The following is a 25,215-nucleotide window of genomic DNA, read 5'->3' as shown; positions in this document are numbered from 1 at the left end:
TCCGATATAAACGTGAAATAAAAATGCGGTTACTTTGTATCAAAGAAATACTATAAATCATGTACGTTACAGTTCTCTCGATAATGGCTTTGGCCGGAATCATCATTATGTTGCGACGGCATATACGCAGACGTAAGGTCAAGGAAATGTATTGTTTTATCCCCGCCCGTCCTGTTGAAAAGTCTTGCTTGACTATGACGATGCAGTCATGCGGTCCGATTATCGACAAAGCGTTGGAATGTCTTTCAAACAATGATAATATTGCGGTATGCAAGAATCATCGAATCGGTTCGCAGACCATTGATATAATCAGCGATAAAGTCCGGAATAGTTCGGCAGACACTGACGATACTATCGGCAAGACTGCGCTATATTGTGAATATATGCTTGAGGCTACGGACAAGATTGCCGAAATCACACGTCATCTTGTCACGTCCCCGGATGGCTATATACCTATCTCTTACAAATGTGAGATCGAAACAATTCGTGGAGGGATTGTCCGACTGTCTCAATTAGCTGACAGCATACTCAGTTCAGATGTTGATACAGTGAAGATTAATGGAGATGCGGGCTTGGAGAAAGATTTTATCGAACACAGCATCGCCATACATTCCAAAGGGATGACCCATGAAGATTTTGATGAAGGAGCCCCCTCATATTCCTATCTGATGCTCTTGTATTATCTTCATTCCTTTATCAGTTCCTTTCTACAGGCAATCAAAAACATTAAAACAAGCAATAAACCAATGACAGCATGAAACGGATTTTAATTATGACGGCATTGTCAGTATTTGCATTGTCTGCCGTGGCTCAGGATAAAAATCCATTTATCCCTGAAATACACGGGACTATCCGGGCCAAATATGAATATGAGCCTCAAATAGATAAGGGACGCTTTGAGATACGCAATGCGCGTCTGAGCGTGGATGGCAAGGTGATTCCTATTGTAAGATACAAAGCCGAGATAGACCTTTCGGACGAGGGTACTATAAAGATGCTTGACGCATATATACGTCTGCAACCTAAAGACGTGTTAAAGTTCACCTTCGGTCAGATGAGAGTGCCGTTTACCATTGATGCCCATCGTTCACCTCATCTACAGTATTTCGCCAATCGTTCTTTCATAGCAAAGCAGGTCGGCAATGTGCGCGATGTAGGGGCATCAGCATCGTGGACATTCAACGACCGTATGCCCATTACGCTTGAAGGAGGTATATTCAACGGCTCAGGACTGACAAATCAAAAACATTTCTGGACCAACAACTATAATTTCTCGTTCAAGGCGCAGACAATGATTGCCCGGCAATTTAATATCACACTCAGTTGCCAGAAGGCAAATGCCGGGGATGTGAACGTGATGATGTACGATGCAGGGGTCTACTGGCAAAACCGGAGATGGCACATCGAGGCGGAATATCTCCGCAAGCACTATGCCCACGGCTCTTTCACGCCTGTAAATGCGGTTGACGCATTTGCCGCATATCGACTTCCGATGAAAAAAGGTCTGACTTCCATATCATTCCTCGGAAGGTATGACTATATGTCAGATCACAGCAAAGGTACGAAAGATGAATCCGGCAATCTCAAAGTAGATGATCCTGAAAGGCATAGACTGACTGGAGGTGTTACATTGAGTCTGGGAAAGAAATCATTACAGGCAGATATTCGCCTCAACTATGAACAATATTTTTATAACAAAGGAGTAACTCCGGCAATTTCAGAACAGAATAAGATAGTCATGGAATTTGTAGCCCATTTTTGACTTATGGCAAAAAAGACAAAACCGACAGCATTTGATTACACCTGCTGACCGATGAGATAACCGCTGTCAAAAGATAGTCGCAGGAAGCGTTTTCGGCTGAAAACAGCACGGCAAATCAACCGTGAGTCGGCAAAAGCCATTCTCTTATGGAATATATGGATTTGGTATTTTGAACCGTGAGCCGGAAAATTTCTATACTCGTGAGTCCGAAGGACTTTTAACGCTTTGGCTCTTTGATGATTGGAAATAAAGCATTACCTTTGCATTACCGTATCATCATAACGGTGAAGAACATTGAAGTAGCGGAGTGAGCCATTAGTGAGTAGGCTCTATACTCTTGCTTGCAACTCTTTGATAGCCAGTGCTAACAGATGAAATAACCCCGAAATCTCCGGGGTCACAAGACAAAGCATCAAAATGCAGAAAGCCTCTGAAATCCAGACGATTTCAGAGGCTTTTCGTTATCCCCAACCGGCGTTTCTACGCAGAATTTTCGACTTTGGGCAAAAACAGGGTCAGCGGATTTTTCCGGTGGGCGGAAGGGGGATGTCGGAGTATAGTGTTATCTTTGCAAAATGAAACCAGACCAACTACTCAGATCCATCCTCCCCGAAGTCCTGATAGACAACTTCGACATTGACCGCTTTGAAAAAAGCGAGAGCCGTTTCGACATTTGGCTTGATGAGAAGAATGAACAACTTAGCGAAGACAAGTACAATAAAAACATAATCTGCTACGGTTTTGGTGATTACCGAACCATACAGGATTATCCCATAAGGGGGCGTGCCACATACCTGCATGTGCGGAAGCGCAAGTGGCTTGACAAATCCACCGGCGAGATATTCAGCTATGAATGGGATGTATCCGAATTCGACGGCACAAGGCTTAACGCCGAGTTCGTCGCTTTTTTAAAAGAGGGAGATTGAGAGCACTCCCGTCAGCATCTCCACTCTTGCCGAACGCAACGGTCTGAACGGACAGACACTGCCCAAGCAATACAAGGAAGTGATCAGCGACTATCGGTCATGGGACCAGCTTGACCATGCCGATGAATACATATTGTATCCTGAAAATTTCGGCGCGGACATGAGTCTTGACGAGACCTGCCTGAGCAATGGCGATGTCTATACCATACTGACCAACAAGGCCGCGCATGGAGGCAAAGGGGCTCTTGCGGCGATGGTCCGTGGTGTGTCAAGTGACACAGTGTCGGCAATACTGCGGAAAGTTCCTTTGAGGCAGCGCCTTAAGGTAAAAACGGTTACGACAGACCTTTCTTGAGCCATGATGCTGACTGTCAGAAACGTGTTTCCCGGCGCATCGCTTGTCAATGACCGTTTCCATGTCCAGCAACTCATTTCCGAAGCCGTTGACCAGCTGAGGATACGACACCGCTGGGAGGTGCTCGATGCCGAGAACAAGGCAATCAGGGAGCATCGCCGGAGGCGAAAGAATGCAACCTCAAAAGAAGAACGCGAACTGATCGGACAGTGGGAACCCGAAAGGATGGAGAATGGCGAGACCATGCCTCAGATAATGGCACGCAGCCGGCATATCATACTCAAGCACAAATCAAAATGGAACGTACAGCAGAAGATACGCGCCGGAATATTGTTCAGGATATTCCCCGATCCGGAAAAGGCATACGGACTGTTTCTAAAGCTTGTGGACATATTCAACGAAAAGACTTCTGCCGGAGTTGCCAGACTGAATCTCGCCAGATGGTACAACGAAGTGGAGGCCATCAGGAACAATGAATTCAACAAAGTCCTGGAGACTTTCGAGAACCACAACACCACAATAATCAACTATTTCGAGCGAAGGCTCACAAATGCCTCGGCAGAATCCTTCAATGCAAAAATCAAGGCGTTCAGGACACAGTCCCGGGGTGTCGGCGACATAAAGTTCTTTATGTTCAGACTGTCCACTCTATACTCTTGACATCTCCCTTCCGCCCACCGGAAAAATCCGCTGACCCGGATTCAAAACCGACTGAAATAATATCTCGAACGCTATAAGTTCGACACATAATTCGAGCCATCCGGAACACCGAATGGCTTGTTTGTTTTCGTAGGAGCCTCCGATTGCCAAAGGGTTGTCAACGTAACTATTCAGCGAATCGAACACAATCAGGTCGGTCAGCAACAATTTTAGAATAATTCTCTGAGTATCATCACGGCTTTTTCATTTAAGATAAAATAAAGTGTATACCTGCCCTTACCCGTTTCGAGCTGAAGCGGGTAATCTGTTATATCTGTATTTCAGTTGTTTATCTCTTCGTTAAAATCTTATTTTTTTCACTTTTGACTTAAAAATCGCATCAGTCTGGTAAAGCTCATCGAGATATGTCTGATCAGTTCGGCTATGCCTTTATTCTTATCCGATTGTTTCTTGCGAAGTCCTTTCCATATTGAGAACACCGAGTAAACTATTCTTTGTATGGTATCGAGGTTTCTGGCGGCTCTTGTTGACTTGCGTTTTATATTGTCCTGCTGAAGATTGTGGTCCAGCCCCCAATGCATACTTTCTATTGACCAGTGGTTGCGCACGAAGATTCCTGGCTTCGGAGTATGCGTAGGCATACTGCTGACGTACAGGCGTTTTTCTGAGGTGTGTACTCCTGTTGACTTTTTGACTGTGGACGATTCATACTCTATGATGGTCATGTTTCCGCCCCATTTCTTCTTGTCTGCGATAATGTCCAGTCCGTCATATACGCGGTAGGTTCTCGTCTCTATCCTGCCGTGGGCCAGTTCGGGACCTTCGGTGTAAGAATATACCGGTGTGTGTCCCGCAAGCCTGTCCTCAACGCCATATCGCAATGACGGCTGGTTGGCTTTGAGTTCTATCAGGAAGTCTCCGCCTTTCTTTCTGATTTTCTCGACAATATCCTTCTGCATAGACATTGCGTCGGCTGTGACAATCTTTCCTGCGACATCTATTTTATCAAGAAGTATCGGTATGGCCTTTATCTCGTTGCTCTTTTCCTGACAGGCTTCGGTGGCGAGTGTTATGCCGGTGTTGAACGAATAGGCCGAGACAATATCCGGGCTACGCCCGTTTTCCTGGACGGTGCCACGCTCAGCCTTGCCGTCTATGCAGATTATTTCAATGATGCGGCTGGCGCAAGTAAGTCTTTCAAGGAATATGTCTGCGAACTGCTGCATCCTGTCGGCCATATCCATATCGTTGATGCCGTTCTCCACACGGCAAAGCGTGGCCTCAGATGGTACGCCGTTCCTTAACAGGCCCATTTTGTGTAATTTGTTGAGGTTGTATCTGCCGAACTCCAATATCTCGGCTCGTCCGATGCATCCGGCCATACGTCCGAGTATCATCAGCATGATGATATCGTTGAGGCTGTGACGGAAATTGCCTTTGTCCAATCTACGGAAATCCGGCACGGATGAGGCAAACGCTCGAAGTTCTTCCATGATACTGCGCCTTGTGTCAAATTTATTGTGTACTTTTGCGGTATGATCAGGCGCATAGGCGTCAGTCGAACAGACTTGGTCAAGTGGCTTCATTTTTTGGCGTAACTCTTTGATTATCACCTACAAGTTACGAAAAAGCTGCCATTTGACCAATTTTTAAAGTATTTATTTTATTGAAAATCAGAGGCTAAAACATCCCTGCGTCCATACAGCTACCACTATAAAATAACACATTTTCCGGGAATGAGACTAAATCTTAAATGAAAGAGCCGTGGGAGTATCATCAAAATAATAGTGGTTTTGTTTGTGTATGTCAGATAAAATTGCTATTTTTGTATCTGTGAAACAACAGGTTAACGACATAAATTCAACTTTGGCAGGGCTATTGTCTGAGCTGAAGGAGTTACGGGGAACTATTGATTCCCAGCATGCCGAAATATGTTCGCTTAACCGAAATATAGATAAACTACTTAAGGAAAACCGTGAGCTACGCAAGCGGCTGGAGAAGTATGAACAGCCGCCGGAGAACTCCGGCAACAGCAGTACTCCGCCATCGAAAGAACCGATAAAGGCTGAGGTGGAACGCAGGACAAAATCATTGCGGAAGAAATCAGAAAGACCTGTCGGCGGTCAATCCGGGCATGAAGGAACGACACGCAAAAAGGTGGAGATGCCTGACGAAATCCAGGAAGTGTCATCCCGATATTGCAGTGAGTACGGGCGCGATTTGTCGGGTGTTGAAGGTGAGCTTGATTATGTCAGCCAAGAGATAGACCTGCCTCAGATACAGCCTATCTATCGTGAACGCAGATTTTATAAAAAAGTCTGTAGCTGCGGATGTTGCAATCGTGATTATGCACCGCGCCGCAGAGGCGGAAACGCCATTACCTTCGGTAAAAACATACGTGCCATTGCGACCTATCTGAGTGTGGTGCAATGCATGCCTTACGAACGGTTGCAGTCGCTGTTTGAGACGATGTTCAATGTCAGAATCAGTCAGGGAACGCTGGCCAATATCGTCCGTGAGATGCTTGAAAAATCCCGTCCTGCCATTGCCTTGATAGAACGTATGATAAAGGCATCCGCAGTAGTGGGCTTCGATGAATCGGGATGTTACACCAATGGGAAACTCAACTGGTCATGGATTGCGCAGACAACGTATCTGACTATAGTGTTTCGTGGAGCCGGCCGTGGCGCCAAGGTCCTTGAGGAGCGCTTCGGCGACTCACTGAAGAATATGGTCGCGGTGACAGACCGCCACAGAGCGTACTTCGCCATTGACTTCCTCAACAATCAGATATGTCTGGCTCATCTGCTGAGGAATCTCGAATATCTCAATGATATAGACAAGAAACAGACCTGGGCAAAAGATGTGCAGACACTGTTGCGGGGAGCCATACACCTGAGGAATGAGAAACCCGATGAGGTAATCCCTAAAGACAGTTGGCTGACGAGGCTGGATGAGTTGCTCAAAAAGAACCTTGACAGTCTGCGCAAAGAGTTTAATGAGTTGAAACGGGGAATAATCAGATGTCGGGATTACATATTCAACTTCCTTGAGAATCCGGCCATACCATCTGACAACAACGCGTCGGAACGAGGAATCCGAAAACTCAAGGTCAAGCAGAAAATATCCGGATGCTTCCGCTCCGGTACCGGTGCCGATGCCTTCCACGCACTACATTCCATTGCTGACACGGCCTGGAAAAACGGACAATCTCCTCTCGATGCTATATTGGCGCTCGTCTAAACTGACGGGCTATATCTTCGCATCCTTTGTTTTCGCTGAATAGTTACCTCTCACCCCTCCCAAGTTAATAAACAAAAATAAATGTTAACAAAATTGGGGGGGGTAATTTTTTATGCTTACTTTTGCACACTTAATATACCGAAACTCTGTCATCTTATTCATTTTTAAGTGTTGTTGAGTTGCTTAAAACCTATCTGTTTTTCTTTGGGTTCAATAATTTAGCCCAATCAATTTATTTAACCTGATATCCAATATTCTTAATAACCGGAGGCTGTGTCAAATCATAGTCTTGCTGAAGCGTTGCTATTTGTCTGATACCCCTCCAAATTAAACAGCCAGTCATTTATATGATTAAATTTAAGCCCCTGATCATTGCCGCTGCGTTGTCGGTGTGCACATGCCTCCCGGCATCGGCCAAAACCACACAACTGACAATCAAGTTCAAAGATGGCCGCAGCGTAGTGCTTGACCTTACCGCATCCGACAATGGAGACGAAAAACTGTTGCCCGTAATGACATTCACCCCTACCGCACTCAAAGTAAAGCTCCCGCCAAAGGAAACCGGAGAACCCGGAGTGACCGCACCACCATCAGTCTACACGTTTGAAGTTGAAGATCTTCAGGACATGGCTCCTATCGAAACCAACTCCACATCTGCCATCGCTGACATCATTGCGTCTGGCAACGCCATTGTCATAGCTCCCCTTGGTGGAGATCTTGTGAAAGTGACAGGCAGCGAGTCACTCAAATCCAGTGATGTGAGAGTCTTTGATCTCAACGGACGGCAGTGCGGCGCAGATGTCACAGATGAAAGTGTCGGCTCGATCACCCTCTCGCTAGCATCGCTCCAGCCCGGAATCTATATTGTAAATATCTCTTCTCATTCACTTAAAATTACCAAGAGATGAAAAAGACACTGACATTATGCGCCTTTGCTCTCGGCGCTTCATCAGCCTTCGCGCAACTGTCCACTGACCGCATACACAAGTTCATTCCTGTCACCTCCCAGGAATTCGGCATATTGCCCGGCCAGTCGAATCTTTCGCCGGAACTCCACACCAATGACATTGACTCCATAGCATTTGATGTTGATTCCCAGACATTTACCGTATACGGTGGATTTTCATTCGCACAAGACCGTGAGAAAAAAGCGACCTACAATCTTGAACTCCTCAAAGGCTTTGAGCTGACCTATCTTATGCCCGGATATATGCCCTCTACATGTCTTGACATGCAGAGAACCGGCAATAACGCCATTCGTCTGATGTGGCGTCCGGTCGATGATGCGGCTGGTTATCAGATCAGATATCGCATCACCGCCAATGAAATCGACTGGACCGACAGCGAAAAGATGGTAGGAGATACAATCGTAGGCGCCGGAGACTCAGACCTGTTGATCGAACATCTTGAATATAACACAACTTATAGTTTTGCGATACGCACACTATCTCCCAAGGGAGAGAACTTTCACTCCGAATGGTCTACCCGTATAAATTTCGGTCTTCCACAATGGAATTACCTGTCAATAGTGACATATCCCCGTTACATCGTACCGACAGTCGTCAGTCTTGTATCGTCCGGAGTCGGCTGTGTGACCCTTAAACTGAATACATTGTTTGACGAATCGCTCTATTCTGCCGATGAGATAGCAGAGATACGTTCTCACTTCGAATTGAATGGCAACCGTTTCGTTGTCGACAAGCTAAAACTGCGAAACTCTCTTACCGGCGAGGTTAAATACCTTCCTGTCACCGCATCAGATCTCGAAGTAGGAGAGATAACTCTGACAGACCTTGACGAAGGTGCTCTCTATAGCGTAGCCGCATATAACTCAAACATCAGGTGGGAGTGTGATGCCGTTTACAATTCAATCTCATTCCGCAGCAAAATTGACTCCTCAACTCCAATCGTAGTATCATCGGCCGATATCGGCACCGTTCTATCGGAATATATGGCAAATGATGCCCACGCAGAAAATCAGGTGTTTTATCTCGAAGGTGGCAAAACATATACAATATTTTCTAATGTAGAGATGTCAAAAGGCTTTACTCTTGCCACACGGCCTGAGGACTATGCCGTCGGCAAGAGGGCGAAAGTGGGATTTGCGAACTTATCAAACATGATGCTCGGCTCACTGAGTCAATCGGGCAACAGCCAATCTCCTGAAAACATTGCTCCAATCGTGTTTGACGGAATTGACTTCTCAGCACCGGCAGCACAGAATTACGGTTCAGGCTCAGTGACATCTAATTATTTTATTAACTCTTTGGCATCTGCAAATCCATTCACTCTACAGGCATTGGAAATCAGAAACTGTACTTTCCAAGGCTTCATCAGAGGTTTTGTCAGAGGGCAGGGTAACAATCACATCATCCTAAAAGTCAAAGTTGACGGAAATCTATTCTACAACTGCGGTTATTATGATGCCAGAGGCCAAGGATATGCATGGTTTGCCGGTCCTGGAAATGTCACAAACAATATGTTCAACAATTTTGAGTTTACCAACAATACTATTTATGACTCACCTCGCTCGAATCTTGTCACTGACAATAATAAGAATCTTAACTGGAGTGAGGACACAAAATGGAATATACGCATCGAAAACAATACATTTATTAACTTCTCGACACGTTCAATAGACCGTCATCTGATAAGCATGCGCTATATTCCCGGAGGGTCCTATATGTCAGTACAGCGCAATCTCTTCGTCCTTGCAGCTGAAGATAACGACACCCGTAATCTTTACTTCTCAGGCGCCGACATCCGCTTGGTCAATGGCAGTGGAAAATTCTCGTTTGATGTCAAGGACAACTATTCGGTAGGATGCCGAGACAAACACCTTGCAAATAACGGTATATTCACTAACTCTTCCGTTGCGTTCTCTGCTTCAAAGAACTCATTCGGAGCTTTTGCCAATAACAACAACGGCACAGCCGATGATTTAGTGGTTAAGGTTGGAGCAACCCCGCTCATGGCAACAGACCTGTTCACCAATCCTAATCCGCCATACACATCACACAATCCAACCTCATGCAATGCGCTTGACCATATAGCCCCTGACAATATCATGGAGGCTCTGCGCTACAAGCAGACCCCCGAAGTGCTCAACCACGAAATCTACAAGCTCTCGATAGGCGACCAGCGCTGGAAAAAATAGCTCCTGCACTCTGAAAATATAGAATAAACAGACGAGGGCGTATCAGATTGTAGAAATCTGATACGCCCTCGTCTGTTTATTCTATACTATTACTGTCCGCTAAACCATAAAAAGGCGAGTCCAACTTCCTGAACGGCAGAAGTTGGGCTTACTTTTTGTATTTGACAAGCCCCCTCAGCAGTTTTCAGGAACTTCGGGAGGCGATTCCGATGCTTCGGCGAGCATGATTTTCAGGTCTGCATCGGGCTGATTGAGGAACTTTTCGAGATTCAGGTAATACATCAGCACAATTCTGACGATTGTAGCCAGTCCTGAGAAGCTCCAACGTCTTTCGAGTTTGCTTTGAAGTACTGACAGCAGCAGATTTGCGATGAGTGTAACCCATATCTGGATTTTGATGGCGTTGGCGCTCTCGCCATAGAAGTATCTCAAGGGGAAGTTCTGTTTGATCTGCTTGAAAAGAGACTCTATCTGCCATCGGCGGCGGTATATCGCCACGATTGTCTCTGGCGGCATGTCGAAGTCGTTGGTCAGAAGCGATATGAGTTTTGGCTTCCCGTTCTTCTTGATGTCAACGTATGTAATTATTCTGGCGATGTGGTTTATACCGTCTTTACGGAACACCACGACCTGTTCACGGTATTCCATCAGTCCCTGCGGGTTCTGATGCATACAGTCTACAAGTACCTCATAACTTAGGTTCTTCTTCATTTTGGTGACATATACAACGCCACGGTCCGTCAGTTCCTCGAATTTGGCATAATTGATATAGGCGCGGTCAAGAGCGACTATCTCGTTGTGGCTGTAATGGCTCGGAGCAAGCATGAAAGAGTCATTGGTCGCCGCCGAAGTGAACTGCACGTCGCAGGGAACCCCCTCGTTGGCGTGTATGACAGAGTGTACCTTTATGCCGCCTTTCTTCTTTCCCGTCTTGGGGTGTCGACCAACACCCTTGAAAATAGCGTTGGAGAACAATGTGATTGTAGTGGAATCGATAATCCTAAGCTGCTTTATCCCGTTGCGTCTGCTGTCCGATGAAAGAATGTCTTTGTTGGCTGCATACAGGTCGCGATAGACATCCTCAAAGAACTTCTCTGACCGTCGGGCATTTGCATCCGACAGGGTGCTGCGCTTTGGTACAGTATCAATTCCGACATGGTGCAGTTTGCGAACCTCCGCTGTCATAGATGTCTCTATCTCACGCAATGAGTCGAAGCGCTGGATCACGGCATAGAGCATCGTAAGCAGATGCGTATAGCCGTCAAAGCTCTTTACATACTTCTCTCCGCCGTGTTTTCGGCTGAATTCAACAATTTTTTCACGATTGAGTGATTTTATCAGCTGTCCATATATCGGCTGTCCGAAGAAATTACTACTTTTACTCATGGTTATTCATGGATTGTTTGGCGACACCAAAATAACCAATTAGGGCTGACTCCTGCAATAGGTGTCAGCCCTAATTTTTCAATCGCTCAAAATAAGTTTAGCGGACAGTAATAATTCTATACGGGCCATTCTCAGCGGGTGATGTCAAACCCTCGCCGCTGCAGAGCGCGCAACATGCGGTAGTTCATAGCCTCCCGGTAATAGCCCACTATGTGTCCGGCCCAGTCGTTGTCGCTTTTCGTACCCTCGCGGGTGCGGTTATACTCGCTGACGGTCTCATCATAAGCCTTCAGTTCGTCAATCATCGCCTCGCTGTCCTGCCGGTAATGATTCTTATGGACCACAAGGTCCACAGGCTGCTTCGGCTTCAGATCAGGATGCTCACGCGGCACTCCGAGAGCCATCCCGCAGACCACAAAAGTCTTGTCGGGAAGCTTCATCAGCGATGCCACAGCCTCAGGAGCCGCCGTGCGGGCATAACCGATCGGACATGTACCCAGCCCAAGAGACTCAGCCATAGTCAGCGCGCTCATCATAGCTAGAGTCGCATCGACAACCCCGACAATCAGCCCGTCGGCCGTATTGGTAAAACCGGGGATATCAATCCCCTTCTCCTCGCTGAGCAGAGCAATCTTATGATAGTCAATAAGGAAAAGCAGAAAATGGCTGCAAGTCTTGATCTGCTTCTGACCCGTCAGGCCGTAGAGCTGCTCCTTGACATCCTGGTCAGTAATATCAATCACAGAAAACTGCTGCCCGTTGTAGCTCGTAGGAGTATTGCGGACAGCCTCGTAGATCAAAGCCATCTGCTCGTTGGTAATCGGCTCACGCTCATAACGGCGCACGGAGCGACGGTCCAAAAGTGTATCTTTCACATCTTTCATGTCAGGTAACCAAATTTATCAGTAATAGGGAGTATAGACGTTGATATGGCGGCACAATCCCGGATAGATCCGGATATATGTCGTTTAAACAAACATCTAACCGAACTTGTTCACACCTGACACCCTTCATGACTCCGCTCTTGCACACCTCTGCCAAATCGACTAACTTTGTGCCTATGGAACTCATCACCTCTGAAAACATAATCCTCATCGGCTCCATTCTCCTGATAGCCGGAGTCCTCATAGGCAAATCAAGCTACCGTTTCGGACTGCCGCTGCTGCTCATCTTCCTGCTTGTCGGCATGGCATTCGGCACAGACGGAGTCGGCATCCAGTTCAGCAACATGCACTCCGCCCAATTCATAGGCATGATAGCCCTCTGCATCATTCTCTTCTCAGGCGGCATGGGCACCAGACTCTCGGCAATACGCCCCGTCATAGTACCCGGACTCATACTCTCGACCATCGGAGTCCTCCTGACCGCACTGCTCACCGGACTGTTCATCTGGTGGCTCTCCGGCATGGATTGGACAAACATACATTTCGCCTTCATCCCATCCCTGCTCCTGGCAGCAACGATGTCATCGACCGACTCCGCCTCGGTCTTCGGCATACTCGGCAGCCAGAAAGTAGGCCTGCGCAACCATCTGCGCCCCATGCTCGAACTCGAAAGCGGCTCAAACGACCCGATGGCCTACATGCTCACCATCATCCTCATCGAAACCATCACCCTCGGCGGCGAACTCTCAGCCGGATCCATAATCATTGAACTGATCCTGCAGTTCGGAGTCGGCGCCACCGGCGGATTTCTCATGGGGAAACTCACCCTGTGGCTCATAGCCGTCTACCGACGCATCGACGCCAACGCCCAGTCAAAAGAAGACACCGGACAAGCCACATCAATGATCTCCATCCTCATGATCGGAGCCGTATTCTTCACCTTCGCAGCCACCACAGCCCTCGCCGGCAACGGCTATCTCGCCGTCTACATCTGCGGCATAGTCCTTGGCAACGCCACCCTCCCCAACCACCGCGGCATCACCAAATTTCTCGACGGCATGACATGGCTCGCACAAATCGTAGTCTTCCTCATGCTCGGCCTCCTCGTCAACCCCCATGAAATGATCGACGTAGCCGCCGTCTCCCTCCTCATCGGAATCTTCATGATCCTCATCGGACGCCCCCTGAGCATATTCCTAACCCTCGCCCCACTGCACAAAATCAGCCTCCGGTCCAAAGCCTTTATCTCCTGGGTAGGCCTTCGCGGAGCCGTCCCCATCATCTTCGCAACCTACCCCATAGTCTCAGGAATAGAAGGAGCCGGACAGATCTTCAACATCGTATTCTTCATCACCATCCTCTCCCTGCTCATCCAGGGCACCACTGTAATCACAGCCGCCCGCCGCCTCGACCTGATCTCCACCGACAACCCTGACAATGAAGACTTCGGCGTAGAACTCGCCGACGAACTCCCCACATCCCTCCAGACCCTCACCCTCACCCCCGACCATCTCGCCAAAGCCACAACCCTGCGCGACATGCAGCTCCCCCCAGGCAACCTCGTCATGATGATCCGACGCGGCAACCGCTACATAGTCCCCAACGGCACACGCAACCTTCAGCCCGGCGACACCCTCCTCATCATCAAGGAAGACAGCACAAACAAACCCGGAAAAGTGTAGAAACTCCCTGACAGCAACCCCAGCAACCAGGCCGAAGACAAAATAAATCCATCTGAAAACCAGGTCAAAATCAAAACCTTATAATATCACAGATAAAAAAATAAGCAAAAAAGCGCCTGACATATTTGACGGAAACAAAAAAATACCTACCTTTGCAACGCAAAACGCCTGAGGCCCCGTCAGCCCCGCAGTTGACATCAGCCACAAACAAAAGGCACGGTCCTATAGCTCAGTTGGTTAGAGCACCTGACTCATAATCAGGGAGTCCTTGGTTCAAGCCCAAGTGGGACCACCTCCTAAAAATCAAGCAGTTACGAAACAAATCGTAGCTGCTTTTTCTTTTATCTTGAACACAAATATGAACACAACTCCGCGCCAACTCATTTCAGCCGCCATTGACAGCCGCCGTGTTCATGCCCTTGTGTTCAAATTCTGTGTTCAAACTATAGCTGAGGAAAAAGAAAATTATGGGGAGCCATTTTCTTTTGCCCCGCCTCCATATATAGGTTTAGGTTTAACCGGGCATATATAAAGCCCGAACCAAACCAAAATAGATGAATATATTTGCGAAAGAGAAATGTTAAACTATGCTCTCGTTGCAGATAGCTATCTTGTGAGTATGCCGTGTAGAATTTGACCAACAGGGAGGCCGATTGCTACTTTTTTCTTTCCGGTGCCTACTTTGACGTAGGGAGTAACTATTGGTTCGGGACGGTATTCCTGGATGTACACCTGTTGGACGGTCTGGACACCGACAAGAACCCCAAATCGCTCGCCTAACGATTGGTTGACGTACCCTCCGAATTTAGACGTATCGTAGTAGCCAACCATTGCTGGTGGCATTGGCAGTCCGCCGCCAATCATAGGCGGTCTGCCGAAATAGTATGTGCCAAATGCTGTGAATGAGGTTGTCGGAGATAAATTATATGTGATGCTTCCATCCACTCCGTATTGAGTGTGTATGCCTCTGAAAAATCCATACTTGTTAACTTTCCCTCCAACATATATGTCAAAGTTACCAAATTGATGAAATACACGGAGAGCACCACTGTCAATCTGCATCAGTCCCGGATATACCGTAGTACCGCCCGAGGCTATGAATTCCCCATTTGTCCACCGGAAGATTGAAGCTTGTCCCGGAGCAAAGGTAAAATCGGGGATATTCAGTTTTAAAGGAGCTGAAGCACTATTATCGACGAGCGGGGTGCTCTCAGGGGCATATTGAAATGTCGGACCGATGTATGAGGTCAGATTGTCGCTTTTGACTAAACCGCCGATATTGATGGATTTAGCCAATGAGTCGCAGCGCAGACTGATTGTGTCCGGCACTTCCCGCTGTGCGAAACCCGCCAGCGGTGCCGCCAGGCAGATAACAAATGTAAGGATGTAAGCTTTCATAGTCCGGTTCATTTAATGGTGAGCATATAGCCGAACCCACGTTGATTGATGATAGAAATTGTGGGGTCGTGACGCAGGGCTCGGCGTAGTTTGTGAATGTAACCATGGAGGGAGTTGCGGTTGCTTTGTTCATCGCGCTGCCACACGGCAATCATCAGTTCTGAGGCATCGACAGTCTTCCCGATATTTGTGGCCAGACGTTCAAGTATCTTGGCTTCAAAGTGAGATAATTCTGTTTCTTTGTCGCCAAATGACAATGTCTGGGTCGTTACGTTAAAAGTATAGTCTCCAATTGCAAACTGGATATCCTCGGTGCGATTGTCACCATATCTTCTTAATAGTGCCTTAATCCGCACTATCAGTTCGCGGAGTTCAAAGGGCTTTTTAAGATAGTCGTTGGCTCCGATTTCAAAACCTTGCTCAACATCATCTATTGTGCTTTTTGCGGTGAGAAAAAGCAATGGCACTGTCGGCGACAATTTCCTTATCTCCTTCGCCATAGTGAACCCATCCATTTTGGGCATCATGACATCAGCCACGACTATATCGGCAGCTTCGGTTTTGAATTTCTCAAGTCCGACTACGCCATCAACAGCAGTGACAACTTCATAGCCTTGCCCGCGCAGAGTGTCGGCGACAATCAGCGTCAGGTCTTCCTCATCTTCTACAAACAGTATCTTATTGCTCATCTTTGCTGAATTTAATAGTGAACACCGAGCCTTCACCTTCTGTACTCTTGGCCTCAATATCCCAGCCCATTTTGTCGAGAATACTCTTTACATAATATAGTCCTATGCCATAGCCACGGACATCCTGACGGTTGCCATGCGGAACGCGGTAGAACTTATTGAACAGGTAGGGAATGGATTTTGACGGAATGCCGATGCCGTTATCTCTTACCGAAAGGTCATGGCTGTCGCCGGATATACTTATCTCAACACTCTCGTCGGAGTATTTGATTGCATTGTCAATCAGATTGTTCAGTACATTTGCCAAGTGCGCCCTGTCTGCCTCAATGGTGGTATTTTCAGGAATATTAACATTGATGGTTATATCCTTATCGCCTCTCATACGCTGGGCTGCGGCGATTTCTTCTACAAACTCGCGTAACTGTATATCTTCTGGTCTGAGTTTCATAGTTTTTCGACGTTCCATACTCATTGCAAGGATATTTTCCACAAGTTCGCCAAGTCGTTTCAGTTGCTTGTTTGCAATCGTCAGATACTTTGTCTTTTTGTCGGGGTCGTTGGTTGTGTCATAATTGAGCAGAGCGTCATTGGCTGAATATGCTATGGCAATAGGCGTTTTCAATTCATGGGTCATATTGCTGACAAAATCATCTTTCATCTCCTCAATGGTGCGCAGTCGCGAGACTGTGCGGAACAGATACCAAAACGCCAGAGAGAATGCAACCATCAGAAGAAATACCGTAATAATGATTCCAAACATCTGCGAAAGGATATGGCGGGTCAGTGGTGTCATATATGCCTTGTAATATATTCCCTCGTCAGGATTGATATTGAAGCTGAATGAATCCAATCCTGATTCTCCGTTGAATTTGGGATTGCCGCAAATCACGGAATCGTTACTGTTGACAACTTCCACACATAGGAAATCCGGATATATGAACCTATTGGAAAGTTGATTATATAAGACGCTATCCATAACCTCCATATCGTAAGGGATGTATCTATCCATTATAGCGTGAAATTGCCGGCTCATAGCATCAACCATCTGATTGGAATAGGACGCGTTTTCAGATAACATCGCGCGCTCTTCAATAACAGTTCCGTCAGCTTCAGTCCGGACTGATATGAGTTGACCGTTTTCATCTCTATATGTTGTTGCCTCCGCTTTTCTTGGAGCCTGTTTCTCTTCAACTTCTTCCTGCATTTGTACATTTGATGCCAATGCCTGCGCCCTCCCTGCCCGAAACATTAGGTCGTCAATATCTGCATCGGCCAAAGCAGTCATTACATCGCGTTCGACATTACTTCTTATAGAATTATACAGGCTTACGAGATAATAGACATTGCAGCTGAAAATAACTGCAATGACAACAATAAACGTAGTCGAGATAGTCTTAAAGCGTTTCATAATGCGAAGTTACTAATAATCCGTCACACAATTGTTTAGTAACACTTCAATTTAAGACTAAATAAGGGAGCATTTAAGACTAAATAAGGTTGAGAATTATCTGCCAAAGACCATATGCCTGTAATTTTGCATCAAACAAAAACGAAACAGCTATGAGGAAAGGTATATTATTCGCTTCATTCATTACGTTCATATCGGCTGTGGCTCAGACGGAAGCAACTGATACAATTTCTACCAGACAGCTCGATGAGGTTGTTGTAAAGGGAGAGAAACCACAAGTCAAAGGTAAGGACGGAATTATGGTAGTCGACCTCCCCGGAATAGTCAAGGACAAACCGGTTAACAATATTCTTGAAGCCCTTGGCTATATGCCCGGCATCACAAACAATAACGGTATGATCTGGCTCGCGGGAGCTTCCAATGTCACCATTATTCTCAATGGTGAGCTTACCAATATGCCGCTCCAGAATCTTTATCAACTTCTCTACAACACTTCGGTTGACAGACTGAAAAACGTGGAGATTATGTATTCCGCTCCGGCAAAGTATCATGTAAATGGCGCGGTAATCAACGTGGTTCTGAAAACGCCGACGCCTCTCGACGGCTTGCAGGGACAAGTCAGAACCGGATACAATCAGGCTCATTATGGTTCGTATGGCGGTGTACTTGCAGCCGCATACGCTATAAAGGACTGGACTTTTGACTTGAACTACGGACTGACGCGCAGTAAATCGTGGAGCCGCGAGGAAACATGGTCGAATCATCTTAATGATGGTAAGCGAACTATGATTGAGGATGACATGCGCCGAATCGGTCAGAACTGGAGCAATACCATATTTGCATCCGCTTCTTGGAAAACGCTCAAACTCACTTACAACGGTCAGATAATCTCCGATTCAAAGAGATGGAGTCTCTCATCAGGCACTTTGGGCAACTATACAAATGCCTACAACATGCTGTCGCCTGTCGGCTATCATAATATCGCCCTGCGCTACACGGCGCCATTCGGCATGACAATAGGAGGTGACTACACCCGCTATTCCGAAAACCGCTCACAGTCATTATTTAAGGACACAGACTACCTTCTTGGCTCTGAAAACCGTCAGCATATTAACCGTTGGCATGCATATATTGACCAACAGCATCAGCTTGGACAGTGGCAACTGAACTATGGCGCGGAATATCAACACTCAAAAGATCACAGTTCACAACACTACGCAATGTCCGACAATCCCGATTTCGATGATATTCTCAACGAAGATGTGGCGAGTTTTTACGTCGGCACAGAACGGTCTTTCGACTGGGGACTGTCGTTCAATCTTTCGGCAAAGGGTGAGTATTATTACACTAAATATCAGCACAACTGGAATTTCATTCCTCAGTTCGGGGCGACTTACTACAAAACACCCAAAAGCATATTTCAACTGAACTTCAACACCCAACGCATATATCCCTCATATTGGGAACTACATGGCGGCACGAGCCACATTAACGACTACTCGACAATTGTCGGTAATCTCCAGTTGCAACCCTATATTCAATATGATGCCCAGTTCAACTATATCCTCAGGCAAAAATATGTAGCGACCTTCTATTTCCAATATGGCGACAAGACCACGGTGCAGCTTCCTTACCAATCGCCGGATGCCATGAATCTCATCTATCAGACCATCAACATGAACTATAAGCGCGTTGTCGGGCTTAATCTTTATGCGCCTTTTGGTGTAGGATATATCTGGAATGCCACGGCCACAGCCAATGTTTTCAATCAGCGGGAGAAAGCCGACCATTTTCATGACATCGGCTTTGACAACAGCAAGTGGATATTCTATGGTGAATTTAGCAATTCTTTTAAGTTCAGTCAGAACTGCCCGGTATCACTGACCGTTGATTTCAGCTACATCTCGCCATCATTGCAGGGTATAGCCGACTTATCGAGTATATGGAAAGTCGATGCCGGCGTAAAATGGCAGTTCGGAAAGAATCGATGCTGTGAACTTGATTTGAAAGCCGATGACATTTTCAATAAATGGTCGCCGACCATGACTATCAACCATGCCGGTCAGGATTACCGGATGAAAGTGCGCGACATGTCTCACAATCTCAAACTGACATTCATCTGGCGGTTCAACGGCTTCAAACCCAAAGAAACAAACATTGACACATCGCGTTTTGGCACAGGAAAATAGCGTTAAACTACTGATTTATGAGAATTTTATTACTACTAATAACATTGATGGCTTTTTGCTCTTGTAGCTTAGAGAAAAAAGTTATTGTTACAACACGAGGATATGAACCATATCGTCAAACAGGAATGTCTGATGCCCAAATTAAAGGGCTGCAACGATCAGATGCTGCACGTGCGGATACGCTCTTTCTATACAAGTTCAAATAATATCAGCTTAATCATACAATAGACAAAGACAGGCAACCTCGGCAGAAATGTTGGGGTTGCCTGTCTTACGATTAGAGTAATGCTATTTCTCCGTGGGGTTGAAATAGAGGAAGGTTTCTTCTATGTGTCGGGATTTTTCGAGCTGGCGGGTGCGGTTCTTTATTGAATCCTGCTCATGTTGTGTGCCGACAGCAAAGATTTTTTCTCGGCGGAGCATATCTTCCTGTTCCTTGCCTTCCCACCAAAGCCTTTCGTATCGGTAGAGCCATTCCACATCTTTTAGCTTTGAGTTTTCGTTGAGCTGATAGAAGAATCCATAACCGAAACCTCCGGCGGCGAGAAGCAGAACCACAAAGATGGCATAGACCCAATGTGGGGTAGCACGCCACCATTGCCCCCAGATTATCGACTGGGCTTTGTAGCGCATGTCGTTCACCACGTCATAGAGCTTTCTTCGCTCATCCGCAAACTCCCTGCGGAATCCTTCATAAAGAGCGTCCTTGACCTTGTCTCCCAAATTGTCGGACAGTACATCCGCAACTCCTTTCGACAGGCTACCCGGCAGTTGCTCCATAACTTTTTTGAGTGTGCCGTCGGTTGTGGTTGCCGGTAGCTTTTCATCAAGCAGTTTGCCGACGCTTTCATTGGTCGCTATGTTGTCGGGCAATTTCACCGTTATAGGTCCTTGATTGACTGCTTGTGTCGGCGGCGTTGCCTTCGCTTTTGTTTCGAGGGTCTCGATGCGTGTGCCGTGGTTGGTAACTGTCTTTTGCAGGTCGTCAATCTGCTCTCCTTGTTTCTTGACGTCATCATATAGCTTTGACATATTCAGATTCTTCTTAATTTGCGTTTACGTTTGGCTTCTTCTTTCTTGATGGCGTTTTGAAACGCCTGTTCCTCCGGGTCGAAGCCGGGGCCGAGAGTGAACAAATTTCCGATTGCCCCGACGGTGACTTCAATCACATCTTCTACAAGTGAGGGCTTTTGCGTCGGGGTATATTCGACCGTTACTTTGGGGCGCGTCGGAGCATGATCAGACTGTTGTTGCCCATGCTTGCGGTTAAACTCAAAGAGGTTGTTCAGGCGGCGATATGTGAAAGCACGGTCGATTTTAGACCCGTTGATCGTTATATCGCCGTCTGTAAATTTCACCCCTATGTGTTTGCCTGTGTTGTGGTCGTCTTGAAATTTTACCTCAATTCCGGCACAGGCGAGTCGACGCGAGAACTCATCCCACGACTTACAACCATAAATCGCCTGACTGATCCGCTCCTTAAATACCGGAATTTTGTCCTCGTATTTCTGTTTCAGCGGCGAGTATGTGAGTCCGTATTTGTCCTTGATAGCCTTTACGACACGGTCGCCGCGCCTGAAATTGTTGCGCTCGTCGACTGCCTTGCCTGACATATTCACACGGTTATAGACGATATGGAAATGCGGATGTTCGGTTTCCAGATGGCGCACGACAAGATACTGGGTGTTCTTGATTCTCATTCCTTCCATATACTCTTTTGCGAGCTGAGCCATGAATTCATCGGTCAGGCGAGGCGCATCGGCGTTGTCAAAACTGATGGAAATATGTCCTGCCGGATTCTCCTTGCCGGGCATAAATCCATGTACCGCTTCAAACGATTGCACCATTTTCGCATAGTCGGAGGTGAAGATATTATCGCTTCCGATTATGCGCCATGTGTCCGGCGTATATTCTTCAGGGTTGTGGAACTGGCGCGTCACATACCCCACGACATCGTGAAACGAGCCGCTTTTAAGTATTCTTGCAAACATAATCAGTCTCTTTATTGGGTCTTAATTTTTTGAGAATGTCAAACATCTTATCGACAACGGTGGCTAATTTATTTGCCGCGCTGCGAAGTTTGAGCTGATGAAAACAGGTCATTGCCTGATTGAAATCGGAACTGAGATTTAGTATTCCTTTGGCAATCTCCTTTTCAATCTCGTTCAGGCGACTGACGATAGTGAGCCGGAAAGCACCGTGACGGACATACTCCGCCATCTTTACTCCGGCGGTTTTTGACCGCTCCAGAAGGTCGGAGTACTCGACATCGTTAAGTTTGATTGTCACCACATGGGTGCGCTTCTCATCGGTCGGTTTAGAGGGACGACCACCCTTTCTGACAGTTGATTTACTCATTGTAGACATTGTTGTGGTTTATGTGGATTGGGGAGGTAAAGAGCGGCTTATGCTGCGCAGTTTCGGGAAGCATTTTCGGAGAAAAAGAAATCCCGAAACATATCCTTGCCTTCCCAATTCACTACGTTCATCGGGAAGCTGCCCCACGGTGTACCGGGTGCAGTGGTATCCCGACATTATCATCTCAGAGTTTACGCCATATTTCGATGTCGTCGGCATAGAGATTGAGATGCTCCAAGAGGACGGCGTTGATGTAGCTGCCGACGGTGGTGTCACGGTCTCCAAGGATGCGGGCGATGCGTTCGAGCTTCTCCCATACGCTGTCCTCTATGTTGACAGGATGACGCTTCTCCAGCTTTGCCGGCGTAAGATAGGTAGCCTTGAAATCGGCGTAATCTGACTTGCGCTTTTGCTTGCCGATACGCTGTTGCTTCGGTAGCTCTGTCGTATCGGTTGAGAGTGATACTGTCTGCTCGTTGTCGAACAGATTGTCTGTGTTGGTAGAATTGGTGCTGTTGACAGTGTTGTCGCTGTTTATAGCATTGATAGTGGGAGTTGAGTTGATGGAGTTATCCGGTTGCATAATAATTTGAGGTTTGATGGCTGATACTTTGGCTTCGGGTGCATCGGTCAACTCGGTTGACTTGGATGCGGTGGATTTATTTGTTTTCATTGGAAAGTGTGTTTTGGGTGAAACTTTGATTTGTGAGATACTCATTCAAGTCATTGAACTCGGAGTATAGCGTAGAGCGGTCAATCACGGTTGAGCCATATACGGCTGTCAACTCGGTGAGTGCTGTTTGTCCGGCTGAGTCGTTGTCAAGATAGCAGTTGATGGTGGTGTAGTCTTTGAGATAAGGCACAGCCTTGTTGACATTGACAACCGAGTTGAGTATGATTGCATCTGTTCCGCTGATGATTCCGAGTGTGAGCGCAGAGAGATAATCAATGAATCCCTCGAACATGGCACACTCTGTTGACGGGCCATCTCTCGCCCATGGCAGATATGAGATGTCCTTGCGTCCCCGGCAACCCTTGAAATATCTGTTGCGCAGTTCCCAGCCACCGCTGACATTCTCAAATGCCACGGCAAAATAAAATCTACCGTTGACGCAGTAATGCGCCTCCTTGCATTTCGCTTTTGCAATGTGTGCCGGGATACCACGCTCTTGAAGGTATGCGACAAGTGCGCGGTGTTCCAGTGGCATGACCTCAAATCGCTCCATGCTCGGCGCAGAATGCCGCTGGGGATAAGAGGAAGCGACTGTCTGCACCGATGGCACCGGACAACTGTCAGCGATGCAACGCATGAGATAGCGCAGGTCTGTTGACTGATACATTTCGGTTGCCAAGTCTATGATGCTTCCACCTCTGCCAAGTCCGAAATCATACCAGCAGTTGAGCGTGGTTTCCACCTTAAACGACGGCGTATATTCCTGTCGTAATGGCGACTTATACCATAGCCTCGTTCCTTTTCTCGCCGTCGGTTCATGTCCGAGTTGAGACAAGAAGTCGGCTAAAGGGATTGATTTAATCTCTTTGAGCATGAGTTCTAAAATGTTTGGGTGAGCTGGTTCGTGGTTCAGGTTCTATTATATATGCCCTTTGCCAAACCAAACCAAAATTGTGGTTTTCAATAGTAGAAATCCGGATTGTAGATATACTCGCGGTTCTCGTAGCGAATCATGCCTTTGTTGTCAAGAAAGGTCTTTAAGCCCTTGACCTTATTGTTGGAATACGAGTGTCCGCAGGCGGCATATCCGGCTTTCAATGCCGCCTCGAAATTGCGACAACCTTTTATCGGGCCGTTGACGAAAACTACCGCCAACGCTTCGCGGTGCTGTTCCTCGGTCAACTCCTTGTAGGGATACGGATCTTTGGCTTTCTTGCCCGGTTCGGTGAACACATATCCGCTGGCTATCTCCGGCAGACCGTAGTCATTCACACGGAAGGCAAACGGGTCAAACTCGGCTGCGCGTATCATGGCGGCACATACCTCCGAAACAGTGTCATCGGTTTTGCTTCGGCTAATCTGGAGCACGGTCTCGGCCTTGTTGTTAAGTTCTGTGCCGACATGACCACGGGCATTGTCGTCGCTCTTGTTGAGATGCAGAACCGTGTGGATATGTATCTGGAACTTGTCAGTCCATTCCATCAGCTTGCCGATAAGGTCGGTCGATTCCTTGGCGCAGTTGATGTCATACATCAGGTCACGCACACCGTCGATGATTACAAGCCCGACACCGGGAGTGTTGATTATCGCCTGTTCGATGACTTCAAGGCGCAACGAGGGCGTAAGCTGGCGCAGAGCGGCAAACTTCAAGTGCTCCGGATGTGTGTCGGTTGGCAGTTTCGCAAGTCGCAGGGCGCGCTCCATGACCTTCTGGCAATGATACGGACTTTGCTCGGTGTCGAAGTAGAGGATTGTGCGCTTATCATCAGGAAACTCGGCAGTGTAACCTAATACCTTGCCGTTGACGAGCGATGCCCCGACAATGGCGGCGACATTGAAGGTCTTTTTACTCTTTGCCTTTCCGGTTGATGCCGAGAAGTTGCCGAGCGTGCCGATAACGCTGCCGTTGGCATACAGCACCTCCGGCGCAGTCTGAATCTCATCAGTGATTCGCAACTGCTTCTCCTCCCAAAGTCGGAGGATGTCTTGCTTTACTTCGCTCACTTTTCACCTCCTTCCTTATAAGCCTGCATAAGGTCGAGTGCTTTCTGGGCGTCTATGATGATTTTTCTGCCTGTTTGTGTAATGGCATCCTTGATTACGCCACTATTCTTGATGCGGTGCGCGGTAGCCTTACTGCACTGGAGAAGTTCGCAGAGTCCGTTGATTCCATAAACGAGCCAACGCTTTGCTGTGGTGGAAACATTTTCGTCAGAGGTCACGTTTTCGGTTGCGGTCGTGGTCTTGACAAAATGAGAGTCAAGTAATTCTAAAAATTGTTCTCCGGTGTACTGCCAGAGAGGGAGTTTGAGTAACTGGTCTTTTGTCATACGCAGTGTTGTTTAGAGTTGTACGTACCGCCCTCTTGTAGAGCGCATCCGAGTAACTCCCGGACACTGCAAAATTACTGCCGGTCATGAGTGGCGTGTATGTGGTGTATGACTA

General features: G+C 47.1%; 21 protein-coding genes, 1 tRNA gene and 1 pseudogene. 10 read left to right on the top strand and 13 right to left on the bottom strand.

All coding sequences use genetic code 11. The features are described 5' to 3' along the window. Window positions 1-59 precede the first annotated feature (59 nt). From E7745_RS14045 to E7745_RS15125, 4 genes and pseudogenes are all read left to right on the top strand, one after another. Window positions 60-758 (top strand): hypothetical protein, encoded by a 699-nt coding sequence (locus tag E7745_RS14045; protein ID WP_136409077.1) that lies wholly within the window; start codon window positions 60-62, stop codon window positions 756-758. Further along, window positions 755-1,762: a porin gene (locus E7745_RS14040; RefSeq protein ID WP_124075910.1), complete on the top strand. Its 1,008-nt coding sequence runs from the start codon at window positions 755-757 to the stop codon at window positions 1,760-1,762. The genes E7745_RS14045 and E7745_RS14040 overlap by 4 nt, the downstream gene beginning before the upstream one ends. 575 nt (window positions 1,763-2,337) lie before the next feature. Next, window positions 2,338-2,688 (top strand): transposase family protein, encoded by a 351-nt coding sequence (locus E7745_RS14035; protein ID WP_107032970.1) that lies wholly within the window; start codon window positions 2,338-2,340, stop codon window positions 2,686-2,688. Window positions 2,689-2,821: 133 nt separating this feature from the next. Beyond that, a pseudogene (locus tag E7745_RS15125) lies at window positions 2,822-3,703 on the top strand (transposase). A 356-nt stretch (window positions 3,704-4,059) separates the two neighbouring features. On the opposite strand, the gene E7745_RS14025 reads toward E7745_RS15125, so the two are convergent. Next, the gene (locus E7745_RS14025) at window positions 4,060-5,289 is read right to left on the bottom strand and encodes an ISAs1 family transposase (RefSeq protein WP_240740327.1); all 1,230 of its coding nucleotides are present in this window, start codon (window positions 5,287-5,289) and stop codon (window positions 4,060-4,062) included. Window positions 5,290-5,536: 247 nt separating this feature from the next. Between E7745_RS14025 and E7745_RS14020 the strand changes: the two genes are divergently transcribed. From E7745_RS14020 to E7745_RS14010, 3 genes are all read left to right on the top strand, one after another. Beyond that, window positions 5,537-6,946, top strand: a complete 1,410-nt coding sequence (locus tag E7745_RS14020; protein ID WP_124076457.1) for an IS66 family transposase — start codon at window positions 5,537-5,539, stop codon at window positions 6,944-6,946. 347 nt (window positions 6,947-7,293) lie between these two features. Further along, entirely contained in the window at window positions 7,294-7,854 is a 561-nt protein-coding gene (locus tag E7745_RS14015; RefSeq protein ID WP_136409076.1) for a T9SS type A sorting domain-containing protein, read from the top strand. Further along, window positions 7,851-10,103 carry a hypothetical protein gene (locus E7745_RS14010; RefSeq protein ID WP_124076461.1) on the top strand — a complete coding sequence of 751 codons (2,253 nt, stop codon included), beginning with the start codon at window positions 7,851-7,853 and terminating at the stop codon, window positions 10,101-10,103. The genes E7745_RS14015 and E7745_RS14010 overlap by 4 nt, the downstream gene beginning before the upstream one ends. A 174-nt stretch (window positions 10,104-10,277) precedes the next feature. Here E7745_RS14010 and E7745_RS14005 read toward each other — a convergent pair whose 3' ends face one another. After that, window positions 10,278-11,489: an IS4 family transposase gene (locus E7745_RS14005; RefSeq protein WP_136409075.1), complete on the bottom strand. Its 1,212-nt coding sequence runs from the start codon at window positions 11,487-11,489 to the stop codon at window positions 10,278-10,280. Between the two features lie 131 nt (window positions 11,490-11,620). Next, window positions 11,621-12,373, bottom strand: a complete 753-nt coding sequence (locus E7745_RS14000) for a nitroreductase family protein (protein ID WP_124076309.1) — start codon at window positions 12,371-12,373, stop codon at window positions 11,621-11,623. Between the two features lie 128 nt (window positions 12,374-12,501). On the opposite strand from E7745_RS14000, the gene E7745_RS13995 reads away from it, so the two are divergent. Both E7745_RS13995 and E7745_RS13990 read left to right on the top strand, forming a co-directional pair. Next, window positions 12,502-14,055 carry a potassium/proton antiporter gene (locus E7745_RS13995; RefSeq protein ID WP_240740326.1) on the top strand — a complete coding sequence of 518 codons (1,554 nt, stop codon included), beginning with the start codon at window positions 12,502-12,504 and terminating at the stop codon, window positions 14,053-14,055. Window positions 14,056-14,273: 218 nt separating this feature from the next. Further along, window positions 14,274-14,347, top strand: a tRNA-Ile gene (locus tag E7745_RS13990). A gap of 314 nt (window positions 14,348-14,661) precedes the next feature. Here E7745_RS13990 and E7745_RS13985 read toward each other — a convergent pair. From E7745_RS13985 to E7745_RS13975, 3 genes are read right to left on the bottom strand one after another with little or no spacing between them, the layout of a single operon-like run. Further along, on the bottom strand, window positions 14,662-15,453 hold the full coding sequence (locus E7745_RS13985) for a hypothetical protein (RefSeq protein ID WP_136409074.1): 792 nt from the start codon (window positions 15,451-15,453) through the stop codon (window positions 14,662-14,664). Between the two features lie 8 nt (window positions 15,454-15,461). After that, window positions 15,462-16,142, bottom strand: a complete 681-nt coding sequence (locus tag E7745_RS13980) for a response regulator transcription factor (RefSeq protein WP_136409073.1) — start codon at window positions 16,140-16,142, stop codon at window positions 15,462-15,464. Next, window positions 16,132-17,550 (bottom strand): HAMP domain-containing sensor histidine kinase, encoded by a 1,419-nt coding sequence (locus E7745_RS13975; RefSeq protein ID WP_136409072.1) that lies wholly within the window; start codon window positions 17,548-17,550, stop codon window positions 16,132-16,134. The genes E7745_RS13980 and E7745_RS13975 overlap by 11 nt, the downstream gene beginning before the upstream one ends. Window positions 17,551-17,702: 152 nt before the next feature. On the opposite strand from E7745_RS13975, the gene E7745_RS13970 reads away from it, so the two are divergent. Then, a complete protein-coding gene (locus E7745_RS13970) occupies window positions 17,703-19,739 on the top strand; it encodes a TonB-dependent siderophore receptor (RefSeq protein WP_136409071.1) in 2,037 nt (678 codons plus the stop codon). 288 nt (window positions 19,740-20,027) lie between these two features. Here the strand turns inward: E7745_RS13970 and E7745_RS13965 are convergent, their stop codons facing one another. The 7 genes from E7745_RS13965 to E7745_RS13935 all read right to left on the bottom strand — a co-directional run bounded on the left by E7745_RS13965 (window position 20,028) and on the right by E7745_RS13935 (window position 25,100). Beyond that, window positions 20,028-20,771: a hypothetical protein gene (locus E7745_RS13965; RefSeq protein ID WP_136409070.1), complete on the bottom strand. Its 744-nt coding sequence runs from the start codon at window positions 20,769-20,771 to the stop codon at window positions 20,028-20,030. A 2-nt stretch (window positions 20,772-20,773) separates the two neighbouring features. After that, window positions 20,774-21,730, bottom strand: a complete 957-nt coding sequence (locus E7745_RS13960; RefSeq protein ID WP_136409069.1) for a relaxase/mobilization nuclease domain-containing protein — start codon at window positions 21,728-21,730, stop codon at window positions 20,774-20,776. Beyond that, on the bottom strand, window positions 21,711-22,097 hold the full coding sequence (locus tag E7745_RS13955; protein WP_136409068.1) for a hypothetical protein: 387 nt from the start codon (window positions 22,095-22,097) through the stop codon (window positions 21,711-21,713). The genes E7745_RS13960 and E7745_RS13955 overlap by 20 nt, the downstream gene beginning before the upstream one ends. A gap of 184 nt (window positions 22,098-22,281) precedes the next feature. Then, a complete protein-coding gene (locus E7745_RS13950) occupies window positions 22,282-22,770 on the bottom strand; it encodes a DUF3408 domain-containing protein (protein WP_168182153.1) in 489 nt (162 codons plus the stop codon). After that, window positions 22,757-23,644 carry a toprim domain-containing protein gene (locus E7745_RS13945; protein ID WP_136409066.1) on the bottom strand — a complete coding sequence of 296 codons (888 nt, stop codon included), beginning with the start codon at window positions 23,642-23,644 and terminating at the stop codon, window positions 22,757-22,759. Before E7745_RS13945 ends, E7745_RS13950 begins: the two co-directional genes overlap by 14 nt. Window positions 23,645-23,730: 86 nt before the next feature. Next, window positions 23,731-24,774 (bottom strand): AAA family ATPase, encoded by a 1,044-nt coding sequence (locus E7745_RS13940; protein WP_136409065.1) that lies wholly within the window; start codon window positions 24,772-24,774, stop codon window positions 23,731-23,733. Continuing rightward, window positions 24,771-25,100 carry a DUF3853 family protein gene (locus tag E7745_RS13935; protein ID WP_136409064.1) on the bottom strand — a complete coding sequence of 110 codons (330 nt, stop codon included), beginning with the start codon at window positions 25,098-25,100 and terminating at the stop codon, window positions 24,771-24,773. Before E7745_RS13935 ends, E7745_RS13940 begins: the two co-directional genes overlap by 4 nt. Window positions 25,101-25,215 lie beyond the last annotated feature (115 nt).

The sequence above is a fragment of the Duncaniella sp. C9 genome (assembly GCF_004803935.1).
Classification (GTDB): domain Bacteria; phylum Bacteroidota; class Bacteroidia; order Bacteroidales; family Muribaculaceae; genus Duncaniella; species Duncaniella muris.
Note: the sequence above shows the minus strand (reverse complement) of the source record. Positions and strands in the feature narration are given on the sequence as shown.

Bases quoted from the DNA above. Each gene is read 5' to 3' on its own strand.
- E7745_RS13950 (WP_168182153.1), bottom strand. From the start codon at position 22,770: ATGAAAACAAATAAATCCACCGCATCCAAGTCAACCGAGTTGACCGAT.
- E7745_RS13970 (WP_136409071.1), top strand. From the start codon at position 17,703: ATGAGGAAAGGTATATTATTCGCTTCATTCATTACGTTCATATCGGCT.
- E7745_RS13980 (WP_136409073.1), bottom strand. From the start codon at position 16,142: ATGAGCAATAAGATACTGTTTGTAGAAGATGAGGAAGACCTGACGCTG.
- E7745_RS14035 (WP_107032970.1), top strand. From the start codon at position 2,338: ATGAAACCAGACCAACTACTCAGATCCATCCTCCCCGAAGTCCTGATA.
- E7745_RS13935 (WP_136409064.1), bottom strand. From the start codon at position 25,100: ATGACAAAAGACCAGTTACTCAAACTCCCTCTCTGGCAGTACACCGGA.
- E7745_RS14015 (WP_136409076.1), top strand. From the start codon at position 7,294: ATGATTAAATTTAAGCCCCTGATCATTGCCGCTGCGTTGTCGGTGTGC.
- E7745_RS13965 (WP_136409070.1), bottom strand. From the start codon at position 20,771: ATGTCAAAGCTATATGATGACGTCAAGAAACAAGGAGAGCAGATTGAC.
- E7745_RS13945 (WP_136409066.1), bottom strand. From the start codon at position 23,644: ATGCTCAAAGAGATTAAATCAATCCCTTTAGCCGACTTCTTGTCTCAA.
- E7745_RS14040 (WP_124075910.1), top strand. From the start codon at position 755: ATGAAACGGATTTTAATTATGACGGCATTGTCAGTATTTGCATTGTCT.
- E7745_RS14045 (WP_136409077.1), top strand. From the start codon at position 60: ATGTACGTTACAGTTCTCTCGATAATGGCTTTGGCCGGAATCATCATT.
- E7745_RS13995 (WP_240740326.1), top strand. From the start codon at position 12,502: ATGACTCCGCTCTTGCACACCTCTGCCAAATCGACTAACTTTGTGCCT.
- E7745_RS13985 (WP_136409074.1), bottom strand. From the start codon at position 15,453: ATGAAAGCTTACATCCTTACATTTGTTATCTGCCTGGCGGCACCGCTG.
- E7745_RS13960 (WP_136409069.1), bottom strand. From the start codon at position 21,730: ATGTTTGCAAGAATACTTAAAAGCGGCTCGTTTCACGATGTCGTGGGG.
- E7745_RS14025 (WP_240740327.1), bottom strand. From the start codon at position 5,289: ATGAAGCCACTTGACCAAGTCTGTTCGACTGACGCCTATGCGCCTGAT.
- E7745_RS13975 (WP_136409072.1), bottom strand. From the start codon at position 17,550: ATGAAACGCTTTAAGACTATCTCGACTACGTTTATTGTTGTCATTGCA.
- E7745_RS14000 (WP_124076309.1), bottom strand. From the start codon at position 12,373: ATGAAAGATGTGAAAGATACACTTTTGGACCGTCGCTCCGTGCGCCGT.
- E7745_RS14005 (WP_136409075.1), bottom strand. From the start codon at position 11,489: ATGAGTAAAAGTAGTAATTTCTTCGGACAGCCGATATATGGACAGCTG.
- E7745_RS13955 (WP_136409068.1), bottom strand. From the start codon at position 22,097: ATGAGTAAATCAACTGTCAGAAAGGGTGGTCGTCCCTCTAAACCGACC.
- E7745_RS14010 (WP_124076461.1), top strand. From the start codon at position 7,851: ATGAAAAAGACACTGACATTATGCGCCTTTGCTCTCGGCGCTTCATCA.